The sequence below is a fragment of the Sporosarcina sp. P3 genome, from assembly GCF_002743415.1.
In the GTDB taxonomy this organism is placed as follows: Bacteria; Bacillota; Bacilli; order Bacillales_A; family Planococcaceae; genus Sporosarcina; species Sporosarcina ureae_A.
This window is the reverse complement of record NZ_PDZE01000013.1, coordinates 52,649-65,053: the sequence shown is the minus strand read 5'-3', so window position 1 is coordinate 65,053 and position 12,405 is coordinate 52,649. Positions and strand designations below refer to the sequence as shown.

At 41.0% G+C, this 12,405-nt stretch carries 11 protein-coding genes and 1 riboswitch; of the genes, 3 read left to right on the top strand and 8 right to left on the bottom strand.

The window, feature by feature from the left end; all coding sequences use genetic code 11:
* Positions 1–123: 123 nt before the first annotated feature.
* Both CSV61_RS14185 and CSV61_RS14180 read right to left on the bottom strand, forming a co-directional pair.
* Positions 124–1,629, bottom strand: coding sequence for a multicopper oxidase family protein (locus CSV61_RS14185; RefSeq protein ID WP_099639751.1), 1,506 nt, complete (start codon positions 1,627–1,629; stop codon positions 124–126).
* A gap of 157 nt (positions 1,630–1,786) precedes the next feature.
* Positions 1,787–2,359 carry an exonuclease domain-containing protein gene (locus CSV61_RS14180; RefSeq protein WP_099639750.1) on the bottom strand — a complete coding sequence of 191 codons (573 nt, stop codon included), beginning with the start codon at positions 2,357–2,359 and terminating at the stop codon, positions 1,787–1,789.
* Positions 2,360–2,547: 188 nt separating this feature from the next.
* A riboswitch (TPP riboswitch) is annotated at positions 2,548–2,659 on the top strand.
* An 83-nt stretch (positions 2,660–2,742) separates the two neighbouring features.
* On the opposite strand from CSV61_RS14180, the gene CSV61_RS14175 reads away from it, so the two are divergent.
* From CSV61_RS14175 to CSV61_RS14165, 3 genes are read left to right on the top strand one after another with little or no spacing between them, the layout of a single operon-like run.
* Positions 2,743–3,312 (top strand): ECF transporter S component, encoded by a 570-nt coding sequence (locus CSV61_RS14175; RefSeq protein WP_255408210.1) that lies wholly within the window; start codon positions 2,743–2,745, stop codon positions 3,310–3,312.
* A gap of 21 nt (positions 3,313–3,333) precedes the next feature.
* Entirely contained in the window at positions 3,334–4,800 is a 1,467-nt protein-coding gene (locus tag CSV61_RS14170; protein WP_099639749.1) for an ABC transporter ATP-binding protein, read from the top strand.
* Positions 4,778–5,545, top strand: a complete 768-nt coding sequence (locus CSV61_RS14165; RefSeq protein WP_099639748.1) for an energy-coupling factor transporter transmembrane component T family protein — start codon at positions 4,778–4,780, stop codon at positions 5,543–5,545. The genes CSV61_RS14170 and CSV61_RS14165 overlap by 23 nt, the downstream gene beginning before the upstream one ends.
* 112 nt (positions 5,546–5,657) lie before the next feature.
* Here CSV61_RS14165 and CSV61_RS14160 read toward each other — a convergent pair whose 3' ends face one another.
* The 6 genes from CSV61_RS14160 to prpB all read right to left on the bottom strand — a co-directional run bounded on the left by CSV61_RS14160 (position 5,658) and on the right by prpB (position 12,404).
* Positions 5,658–6,068 carry a universal stress protein gene (locus CSV61_RS14160; RefSeq protein ID WP_083034046.1) on the bottom strand — a complete coding sequence of 137 codons (411 nt, stop codon included), beginning with the start codon at positions 6,066–6,068 and terminating at the stop codon, positions 5,658–5,660.
* 268 nt (positions 6,069–6,336) lie between these two features.
* Positions 6,337–6,750 (bottom strand): universal stress protein, encoded by a 414-nt coding sequence (locus tag CSV61_RS14155; RefSeq protein ID WP_099639747.1) that lies wholly within the window; start codon positions 6,748–6,750, stop codon positions 6,337–6,339.
* A 188-nt stretch (positions 6,751–6,938) separates the two neighbouring features.
* Positions 6,939–7,490, bottom strand: coding sequence for a biotin transporter BioY (locus CSV61_RS14150; RefSeq protein WP_099639746.1), 552 nt, complete (start codon positions 7,488–7,490; stop codon positions 6,939–6,941).
* Positions 7,491–7,629: 139 nt separating this feature from the next.
* Positions 7,630–10,302 (bottom strand): aconitate hydratase AcnA, encoded by a 2,673-nt coding sequence (gene acnA / locus CSV61_RS14145; protein ID WP_099639745.1) that lies wholly within the window; start codon positions 10,300–10,302, stop codon positions 7,630–7,632.
* A gap of 42 nt (positions 10,303–10,344) precedes the next feature.
* A complete protein-coding gene (locus CSV61_RS14140; RefSeq protein WP_099639744.1) occupies positions 10,345–11,487 on the bottom strand; it encodes a PrpF domain-containing protein in 1,143 nt (380 codons plus the stop codon).
* 14 nt (positions 11,488–11,501) lie between these two features.
* The gene (gene prpB, locus CSV61_RS14135) at positions 11,502–12,404 is read right to left on the bottom strand and encodes a methylisocitrate lyase (protein WP_099639743.1); all 903 of its coding nucleotides are present in this window, start codon (positions 12,402–12,404) and stop codon (positions 11,502–11,504) included.
* Position 12,405 lies beyond the last annotated feature (1 nt).

The window sequence follows — 12,405 nt, the reverse complement described above, 5'->3', positions numbered from 1 at the left end:
ATTTCAGATAGTTCGCTTTCCACAACCCATTTAGGATATTCCGCTAACGGTAATCCAAATACTCTTTGCTTTCCATCGGATGCATATTAATCAATTAAACAACGAAAAGTCGGTCTATTACTTTTACTTTACTTCTATTTGTCCCATCATTCCATTGTCTTCATGTTCTAAAATATGACAATGGAACATATAGACACCTTTATGTTTGAATTGTATAGCGATTTTCACTTTTTCTCCCGGATGAACAGAAACAGTGTCTTTCCAACCTCTTTCGTTTTCCTTTGGTTCCACACCATCTCTTGAGAGTATTTTAAATTGTGTACCGTGAATATGGAATGGATGAATCATACCACCCATCATATCTTTCTTATTGTAGATTTCCCACACCTCAGTGACACCTTGCTCTTGTGTGAAATCAATTCTTTGAGGATCGAATTTCTTTCCATTGATTGTCACATGATCCATCATGCCAAACAGTTCAATGTTTTTTGTGACCGGCATAGCTTTTTCTTCATCTGTCACAGAAAACTCATTCAACTGTTTCACTGCTTGTGTACTCGCTACCTCTTGATCTAATACTTCAAACGGTAGAAGGATGGATCCATCTTCATTAATTAATGATAAATCATTTAGCGAATTGAGCTGTGAAAAATCAATGATAATTTCTGCTCGTTCTGCTGGTGTCAAGGTAACTTCGTTCAATGTGACGGGTTCATTCAAAAAGCCGCCATCTGTCGCGATTTGAACAAACGATTCACCCGTATTTAGCTTGAATGTGAAGTTCCTCGCATTCGATCCGTTCAGCAAGCGAAGACGCACTTGTTCTTTCCCTACTTTTAATACGGGATTTACTGTGCCGTTAACTAATAATGTATCACCTATCGTCCCATCCTCATTCATCACAGCTTTATAATCTAATTGATGTTGGTCATCGAAAATCCGGTCTTGGAAAACTAAAGGAATGTCATTCTCTCCATATTGTTTAGGAATTTCTAACTCGGCTGAATTAGAATCTTCAATATAAATCAGTCCTGCTAAGCCTTTATATACTTGTTCAGATGTCTTGCCCTCTGGATGGGGATGAAACCATAAAGTAGCCGCCTCTTGTGTGACTTCAAATTCTATTGTCTCTTCTTCACCTGGACTGAGTGTTTTATGTGGTCCGCCATCTGCTTCGCCAGACACTTCTAAACCATGCCAATGAAATGTTGTTTCTTCATCTAATTCATTTATCGTATTTATTTTTACAGTTTCACCTTTTGTAAATTGTAGAACAGGTCCTAATAAATCTCCGTTATATCCTAAAGTTTCTGTAGTCACATTATCAAGTATATTCACGCTTCCCTTTTGTGCCTTAACAGTATATTCGGTACCTACTGTCGTTTCACTAGTTAATAAGGGTGGGATGTTTATTTCATTCTCACCAGTCGAATCTTTTAATCTTACTACATTATCATGGCTCATATGTCCATTACCCATTGTCGAACCATCCATCATAGAATGCTGTTCATTGCTAGTCTGGTTCATCATATGTTCATTACTCTGTTCATTCGATTGCACATCACTACTGCATCCACTGATCAATAATGCACACAATGAGAATATAACAACTTGCTTTTTTCTACTCATCTAAATATCCCCTTTATCTATTGTCATCAAGGGTAGTATAGCTGATACATGTGGAAAAACTATGCACATTCCATACTTATGGTCGTGTAAATGAAATTTTCTCCACACAAAAAGGATACCCAGGTATATTACTATCCTGGTATCCCTCACTTTGTAATTAAAATCTAGATCTAGATGGTTTTTTCATTGGTGCTTTATTCAACAGGTAGGATATAAACGTATCATCCTCAAGGTTCGGATTCGATGAGTTCAGTAGCAATGCTAAGTTTTTCGCATCATCAAGTGCCCTGTGTGCGTTCTGTACTTGAATCCGATGCGCTCTTAGTAATTGTTGAAGCTTACCATTCTCAAAGCCATAATTTTTCCATTTAATTTGTCTGACAGAACAATACCAGTCCATGTCGAGAGTTTCCGGTAATAGTCTACTGACAAAGCCTCTGTCAAATGAAGCATTATGCGCCACAATTCCGTCTGCCCGATCAAGTATGGATAGAATTCTGTCCATGTCGAGCGACTTTCCCCTTACCATCTGATCGGTGATGCCAGTTAGTTTTGTGATCATCGGCGTTATAGAATAGAACGGCTCTTGAAACTCACAATACTCATCGGACACCCGAACGATCCGGTTATTATCATATTCGCCAAGCATGACACCAAATTCAATTACATCGCTTGCCTCTGCTCTCATACCTGTAGTTTCTACGTCAATGAACGCTATATGTTTCGTCATGTAAAAACTCCTTTAACTCTATTTAAATTCGTATATTGCACGCGATTAGGATCAATTTATATCCTATTAGTATATCAGGATTTCAACAAACTGTAACGAAATTAACTCGCATTGTCATTAGCACGCCATCTACTTTTTGAAGTGGTTGCCAGACAAATTGGAGTGCTGTATAATAGGACTGCTTACATAATTGTCCGTACGGGTGCTTGAGAGAATCAGGCTGAGATAGCAGATCGATCCACTGCTGACCGTTAATCTGATCTGGGTAATGCCAGCGTAGAGAGCGTGATCGATGGAATTTATACAGGAATCTCTTTCCTTCCTCGGCCGTCTGCTCTTCAGACGGCTTTTTCGTATAGTAAAATAAGAGGGAGTGGAAGAATTTGAAGAAGTTAAAGTTTACCGATTTATTGATCACCATCATGATTGGCGTGGTCTTTGGAGTGTTGATGAAGTTTTGGGATGATTTATATACTGTCATAAAACCGATCATGCCTGTCGCGCGTCAATTGCTTTACGGTATGTGGTTCATGGTAGGGCCGTTCGCCTTTTTATTATTGCGGAAGCCTGGTACTGCACTCATCGCAAGTCTTGCAGGGGCTTCATTGTCTGCATTTGCTGGTCATGGTATTGAAGTATTAATGTACGGATTCGTACAAGGACTGGCTGCAGAATTACTATTCGCCGCATTTCGTTATAAACGCTATTCCATTTTAATTGCTGGGCTAGCTGGAATTGCTTCATGCCTTGCAAGTTTTGGTCTTGATTTAATTTATGGGTATGCTGCACTCGAAACATGGGCACTCATTGTGAAATATGGATTACGTGCAATCAGCGCATTCATCTTTACGGGTATTTTCGCTGTACTTATTGTAAGAGCGCTAGAAGCAACAGGCGTGACGTCGTTAATTCGACCTGTTGATAAGAAAGAATATACGTTGCTTGATCAGTAAACGCGGAGGAATGATCCAACTATGAATAACATCGGCGTTACCGATTTACGGCTAAAGTTTCCAGGAGAAGATGCTTTGCTTTTTAAAGATTTCTCCTTCTCTGTTCAGCCTGGTGAAAAAGTTCTCATGCTGGGTCCTAGCGGTTGTGGGAAATCTACTTTACTCCAAGTATTGAGCGGGATTATACCAAATTCTATCGAACTGCCAATGAAAGCAAAAGAGATTCAGTTACCTGACTCATGGGGGTTTGTTTTCCAAGACCCGGATACACAGTTCTGCATGACCTATGTAGATGAAGAACTCGCATTCGTGTTAGAAAATCTTCATGTGCCGCGTGAAGAAATGGCACCTCTTATTGAAGAAGTATTGAACCGTGTAGACTTGCATGTAAAAGACCCCCATACGTCTATCAATGAACTGTCTCAAGGTATGAAGCAGCGGTTAGCATTGGCTTCTGTTTTATTACTAGAACCTGACGTGTTATTTCTAGATGAACCATCTGCATTACTAGATCCGGAAGGCACGCAACAAATTTGGACTTCTATTAAAGAAGCTACTGCCGATAAAACCGTAATCATCGTGGAGCATAAAATTGATTTGATTGCGGACTGGGTAGATCGCGTTGTGCTGTTTAATGATCACGGTGACATGATCGCAGACGGTTCACCTAAAGAGATCTTCGCAAACTTCCAGGAAGAACTGGAACGTTACGGCATTTGGTACCCCGGTGTATGGGAAGAATATAAAATGTCCGAAACATTTCAATCGATGTTGAGAAATCGTCAAGCAGTTGCATATCAAGAGAAACTTCAGATTCAAGACTTTCACGGCTATCGTGGTCGAGTGAAGAAAATTTCTGTCAAACAGGCGACCGTACAGGCTGGTGACTGGATTACGATTGTCGGAGAAAATGGCTCTGGTAAAAGTACATTGCTCTTATCACTCATGCAATTACTTCGGACTGACGGTATCTACGAAGTAAACGACGTACCCATTGTGTGGAAAAAGAAGAAGCGCCAACTCCCGAAAGGTATGTCACTCGTCTTTCAAAACCCTGAACTACAATTTGTGACGAACTCAATTAAGGAAGAGTTAACCGTATCTTTGCACGGTATGCCAAAAGCAGATGCCGATCGTTATGCGATGGAATTGATACAATTATTTAACTTGCCTGATTCTGTTTCCCGTCATCCTTATCAGCTATCGACGGGTCAAAAGCGGCGTCTGAGTGTAGCAACTGCGCTTACTCCTGATACAGATATCTTGTTGCTTGATGAGCCTACTTTCGGTCAAGATGCGCGAAACACATTCGCCATTCTTGAGAAGCTAGAACAGTTGCGCACTGAAGGTATGACCATTTTGATGATTACGCACGACACGGAAATTGTAAAGAGCTTCGCCACAGCCGTTTGGACTGTAATAGATGGCGTATTGCATACAGCTAATGAAGCAGGAGGTGCGAAGAATGTTCAATTGGTTCACACCTAAACGCAAGACCTGGTTATTCCGAGTCAATCCCGCGTTAAAATTCATCGTATTTTTTGCATTCTTGATTATTACGCTTGTAAATCAAAGTGTACCTTTTGCTATCTCACAAGCTGTTTTATACGGAATACTATTTTATATCTTCAGCGGCTATTCATGGAGGAAACTTTTAATTCTTTCGATTCCGCTAGTCATTTCTTTCCTGTCTACTGGATTGACGATGTTGTTGTTCGGTAAGGGTGAAGCGGTATTGTGGCAATGGGGGTTACTCAAGATTTCCGAAGAAAGTATTCAACATGCGCTATTGCTCGGAAGTAAATCACTTTCATTCGGATTCGTTGGCTTTACGTTTATCTTAACAATCCAACCCGTGCTATTCTTTTATGCTATGATGCAGCAGTTCCGTCTGCCTTCCAAATATGCGTACAGTTTTATTGCGGCTTTTCGTTTAATTCCTGCTGTAACTGAAGAGCTACAAATTCGTAGGAATGCGTTGCAAGTACGTAATATTCAATTTTCAAAAGGGATTAAAGGGATATATGAGCGATTGCAATCCTATACCGTTCCCTTATTCGCTCAAAGTATACGTCGCGCCCAACGTATTGCAGTTGCGATGGAAGCAAAACAATATCAGATGGGAGCTGCGAGGACGTATTATTATACTACACGCTATAATGCAATAGATAGGCTGTTTTTACTTGTCATGATCGGTAGTTTATGTTCAGCTTTTTTACTATCCGTTTATTGATAACCATTTGATAACCACCCCATACATTACGTAGCTTACTTTGTCATATTTTAAATCAAAAACTGCCATAGCTATCTTAACGATATGCCATGGCAGTTTTGCTTTATACTATTTATTTAATGATCGTGACAGAGCTGTTTACATGTTTGATTACTTTTTGACTGACACTACCCATTACTAAATTTTTAAGTAATCTTAAGCCACGACTACTAAGAATGAGGTGATCAATTTCATTGTTATTGACATGCTTAATGATTTGCTGGTGCGGATTTCCTTGAAGTACTGTGACTTCCGCTACTATTCCCTTATCTTTCACTAACTTCAATGCAGATTGCAACTTCTTTTTTTGATACTTATCAAGACTATTAGGGCTTTGTTTTAATAGTCGCTCATCTTCTTTATTGAAGTCGACGACATGGATCAATTCCAGTTTTGCCCCAGAAAATTGTTGCATTAACATAATTGCATAATCTGTTGCCCGTAATGAGTTATCTGAGCCATCTACCGCCACAGCAATCTTCATGATAAAACCTCCTAAAACTACTTTCTTTCATTTCTTAATTGAGATCTTCTTACAGCTTCTGTCACCGACGTAACATTCCATTCTCATGTTCTATACCCTATTCACGGATCATGTAGTCCAGTACAACATATCTGTTCTAACAATCCAAAACCATTCTACCAATTACTTAACAAAAATCCAACTATCTGCATTCTATAAAATAAAAATTCCTGTCTACATTAAAAGCCGTCATAAAAGCTTACTAAACAAGACTACATGACGACTTCTTTTACTTGACGATGGTCACTGGACAATTTGCTTTCTCCATTACACTTCGGCTAACACTACCAAGTACCACTTCTTGCATTATGTTCATTCCACGGCTACCAAGTACTAATTGTCCAACTTTTTCCGTTTGTAAATGATTAATAATTTCTTGATCTGGATTGCCTCGCAACAGCGTGATTTTTGTTTTAACTCCGGCTTCTTCCGCCAACTCCACTACTGGCCTTACAATTCGATCTTGATACAAGGATAGACTTTTAAGATTTTGCAACAGGAGTTGTTCATCTTCTACTTTGTTATAGTCGGTTACGGAAATCACTTCGAGCTCTGCGTCTTGTACGTTCTCTAAAAGTGTCAGTGCATATTTCGCGGCACGAAAAGCATGTTCTGAACCATCTACAGCTATGGCAATTTTCATACTAACAGCCCCCCTAAAATGTAGAGTACTTACCATTATTAGTATATATCAGAACGCTAGAGTATTCAGTGTTCCAACTTCTTTTTTGATCCTTTAAATATAAAACCACATTAAACTTACGCATCTACCAAAAAAAAACGTTAACTCATAGTATATGAATTAACGTTTTTACATGATCTAAGATTAAATTACGCGAGCAATAAGCGGTTGGCGAGCAATCTGCCTCGAACCATAATACCGGCCCATCCTGCTAGAAATGCTTTGATGAAGCCCCCGATTAAAAATGGAACAAAGCCTGCCATAATAGCAGCTGTCCAAGATAGTTCCGCAATGAACTTTAGCCACACTGTACCAAACGCCAACGCAACGAACATTCCGAGTATATTGGCGATGATCGCATTGGGGAGATTGAAACTTGTGCGTTCCATATAATAACCCGTAATGAATGCGGTTGGAATAAAGCCAATCAGAAATCCGCCTGTAGGCCCAAAGATTACACCTAGCCCTGAGGACATACCTGAAAATACCGGCATGCCTACCGCTCCCATCGCTAAATATACTAGTACAGAGATCGTTCCATAACGTGAACCTAAAATCGTCGCTGCTAAACCGACTGCAAGTGTTTGACCTGTAATCGGAACGAGTGGGAGTGGAATCGTTAACTGTGCCATAATGCCAATAATGGCTGCGAATAATGCGGTTACAATCATCATTTTCAACTTATTTCTTGAATCCATCATTTCCTTAATCCCCTTTGAGTAAACCATTATATAAGTTATGTTGACATTAATTTTATAGTATATCAATATATGTGTCAATGTCTTTTATCGGTTAGTTTACTCATTAGGTAGTGCAATCAGTCACTATGTTTCAGAACTTTTATTCATCCATCATGCTTTCAGCTACTGCGGGTAATAAACCACCTTGCAGATATGCATCTTTTTCCATCATGTTATCAATTCTAAGTAATACAGTAAATTGTATAACATCACCGTTCTGCCGGACTGCTGTCATACCATAACGCTGTCCAGGAACAAATGCATGATCTTCTACATCAAGCGTGTATGTTTCTGTTCCGTCCAAACCAAGCACAGACACAGATTCTCCTTCTACAAATTGAAGAGGCAGCACGCCCATGCCTGCTAGATTACTACGGTGAATGCGTTCGAAGCTTTCAGCAAGCACCACTTTTACACCAAGCAGCGATGTACCTTTTGCTGCCCAATCCCGCGAACTTCCCGTTCCGTACTCTTTCCCTGCCAAAACAATTAAATTACGCTGTTCTTCTTCATACCGCTGTGCCGCTTCAAATACTGTAACTTGTTCTCCTGTACCCCTGTGTATTGTATAACCACCTTCAACACCGGGAATAAGCTGGTTGCGAAGACGTATATTCGCAAACGTACCGCGCACCATCACATGATGATTCCCCCTGCGGGCGCCATAGTTATTGTAAGAACGTGGACTGATTCCTTGTTCTGATAAAAATCTGCCCGCCTCACTATTCATCGGGATTTGCCCTGCCGGTGATATGTGATCCGTTGTGATAGAGTCTCCCAGCACCAGCAGTGGAATCATCTTCTCTGTGCTTTTTGTGATGGATGTGTTATGAATAATATCAAAATATGGTGCACGCTGAATATACGTTGAGTCTTGATCCCAGTTATAAAGCATACCTTCTGTAGCCGGTATCGATTCCCATGTTTCATTTGAATAAACACCTGCGTATTCTTCACGAAACAGTGAAGAATCAACCGTTTTCGAAATCACCTCTTGCACGATTTCTGTAGATGGCCATAAGTCCGCTAAATACACAGGAAGTCCTTCTACTCCTATTCCGATTGGTTCGCTGTCAAAGTCGATATCGATACGTCCTGCTAATGCATAGGCCACAACGAGTGGAGGTGAAGCTAAATAATTTGCACGAATTAGTGGATGTACGCGCCCTTCGAAATTCCGATTCCCGCTTAAAATAGACGCCGCGACTAAATCATTTTCCGTTATGGCTTCTTCTGCTTCTAACGTCAGCGAGCCACTATTGCCGCAACATGTAGCACAGCCATAGCCATCAACGAAAAATCCAAGTTGCTCTAGCGATGTTAGTAAATCCGCCTTCTCTAAATAACGTGTGACAACTCGAGAGCCTGGCGTCAACGTCGTTTTGACAAACGAAGGTACATGTAAGCCCTTTTCAATAGCGCGTGAAGCTAATAGTCCTGCTGCCACCATGACAGATGGATTCGAAGTATTAGTGCAACTTGTAATGGAAGCCAATATAATAGAACCGTCCTGAATCCTCTTCTCAGATTTCACACGTTGCCTGCCATATCCACCTTCAGCAACTGATTTTGCCAAAATTGTCTCAAACGACTTCTTCATGTCAATCAACGCTACTGTATCTTGAGGTCTTTTCGGTCCACTGACTGTCGGCATGATCGTAGACAAATCCAACTCCACCGTTTCTGAAAACCTTGGAGTTATAGATTGTTCATTCATAAACAAGTTTTGAGCACGTAGATATCCTTCAACTAAAGGCACCGCATCCTCACGACCTGTCTGATGAAGATATTCCATCGTTCGCTCATCGGTCGGAAAGAAGCTCATTGTAGCACCATATTCAGGTGCCATATTAGCTATCGTGGCACGATCAGTTACAGGAATATGGCGTAGCCCTTCTCCGTAAAACTCTACAAACTTTCCAACAACTCCTTTTTTTCGTAAAGTATGAGTAACTGTCAACGCAAGATCAGTTGCTGTTACACCTTCAGCTAATGAACCCGTTAGATTTACTCCCACTACATCTGGAATCGTAAAGTATAATGGCTTGCCTAGCATTGCAGACTCCGCTTCAATTCCACCAACACCCCAACCTATTATCCCCATTCCGTTAATCATTGGAGTATGCGAATCCGTTCCGACTAAAGAATCTGGAAACAGCCACCTTTTATCCTTGTATGTTTCTGTTCTTACACCAGTAGCTAAGTATTCCAAATTCACTTGGTGCACAATACCGTTTGCCGGCGGTACGACATGAAAGTTTTCAAAGTTTTTCTGTGCCCACCGTACAAACGAATACCGCTCTGCATTTCGTTCATATTCAATGGATAGGTTTTGTTCAAACGCTGCCTCATTTCCATAGTGTTCGATAATGACCGAATGGTCGATTACTAAATCGACAGGAATTTGCGGATTGACTACTAATGGATTGCCACCACGTGCGGCTACCGCGTCCCGCATAGAGGCTAGATCTACAATAGCCGGGATTCCTGTGAAATCTTGGAACACAATTCGCGCTGGTTTAAAAGGTACTTCTTGGCCCTCAGTCCCACCTGACCAATTTGCCAGTGCAGCGATATGTTCGTCTGTTATGTATTGTCCGTCGGCATGACGAACTGCAGATTCAAGTAGAAATCGTATGGTATAAGGCAATTCATTTATTGCATTGAAACCAAATCTTTCTAACTTCTTCAAGGAAACATAGCTGAATTGCTCACCTTCAATCGTCAACTCTTCACGCATAGTGTCGCGATGCCATTCACAGTGCTGGTTCATATCGGACCCCACCTTTCATCTCCTATAATAAGCCAGTCGAAATTATAGCCAGCTTGATACATAACATCGTCCCTCAAATATTCTTCTGGCTGTCCTGTCTAAACCAACTGCAGCAACATCTTTACCATCTTGTGTCAATTCTACAGTCACTTCCGCTATGCCATCAGGATGGCCTATTCGTATATTTTGAAGCTGTTTCTTCTCGCTTGACGTGTAACATTCATTCGGAATCGTGCCATCAATCAATAATGTGGAGGCTAAATTGTATAGACCACTACCGGCAAACGTACGATGAAATTTCCCCATCGAAATCATTCTAGCTATAATGTCAATTTCTTCTGCTTTGACCTCAATACCTGACATAGTAAAATAATCACGTGGCGGTGCAACAAGGGCAATCTTCGGTATCGATGGCACTTCCTTAGCGGCATCTATAGTTTCAGACATCCCTGCAGCAACGGCACCTTGGGCACGCAATGTGTCAAGCTGCGTGAGCAAATGTTGATCTTGACTGAGTATATGATTCGATTCTGTGCCATCCAACCCAAAGTCATGCGCGTTTACAAAAATGAAAGGATTGACAATATCACTGATGGTCGTTAAAACCTTTTGGCCACCCATCACTAACTCTGTACGCGTATCAGCAGGAAATGTAGTGCCTGTTTTACCACCGCTCGGCGATAGAATCGAAACGCTAATCTTTGCGCCTGTATGTACAATCCCTGCCATCAAATAGTCTCCGTCCACTTGAGCTTCTCCGTCTACTACAGGCACTTCCAGCCGCACCAAACGGTTAATATTTTTATTGAGCACTATTACTTCACAAACCCCATCAATTGAAGGGATCTGTGCCAGCCCTTCATCGACTGCATAAGCTCCAACTGCCGCCATTAAGTTTCCACATGTTCCTGCTGAATCTACGATAGCATCTCCAATTCCTACTTGGTAGAATGTATATGCAAGACAGGCTTGTTTACTATCGGTTTCATGAATGACAATTACTTTGCTCGTATGAGAAGTACCGCCTCCAAGACCGTTTACTTGGGAAGGGTTATATGCATCGATTACAGACATGAATATCCGTTCTTGCGCACTCCTCGATTTCGGTAAGTCACTTTCCTTAAAGAACACACCTCTACTCGTACCACCGCGATAAACAATACACGGCACAGATTTTTGTTTCATGGCTAGTTCCTCCTTCATTCAGGAATGATTGTCTTAGCGATTTTTCCATCCAGCGACTCATATTTCTCCAGCTCTATCGTTTCGTATAATTCACGACGTGTCTGCATCTGATCAAGCACATCTACTTGCGTCCCTTTATCAAATATTTCCTGGAAGACCGTTTCAAATGCTTTTGCAGCTGCACGCAAAGATGTAACAGGATAAATAACCATTGAAAAACCGAAGTGTTGAAATTCTTCAGCTGTATAGTATTCTGTCCGTCCAAACTCTGTCATATTAGCCAGCAGCGGTACATTAAATGCAGCTCCTACTCTCTCGAATTCTTCTTTTGTCGTCAATGCTTCGGGAAATAACGCTTCTGCACCTGCTTCAACATATAATTTCATTCTTTCAATGGCTGCATCGAGTCCTTCAACGGATAGGGCATCCGTTCTTGCCACTACTACTAATGACGGAGCCACTTCTTTAATTGCACGAATCTTCGCTGCCATCTCATCAGCATGAATTAATTTCTTACCATTTAAATGTCCACATTTTTTCGGCAAATCTTGGTCTTCAATTTGTATGGCCGCTACATTCGCTTCGATCATTTCTTTGGCTGTTCGCGCAACATTTAGCACTCCACCGAATCCGGTATCAATATCAACTAGGATAGGTAAATTTGTTGCCCGCACTAATTCTCTTGCACGTTCCGCCACTTCCTGTGAATGCAAAATTCCAAGATCAGGTAAACCACGGCTAGCGGTAAATGCCGCACCAGATAAATACAATGCTTCAAAACCTACTTTTTTTGCAGTTAAAGCCGCCATCCCGTCATGCGCACCCATGATTTTTAAAATTTCAGTCTGACGAATAGCAGTCAAAAATTCTCCTGCCAGTTCCTTTTGTGTTTTTTGTTCTTGAACTAACCATGTCATC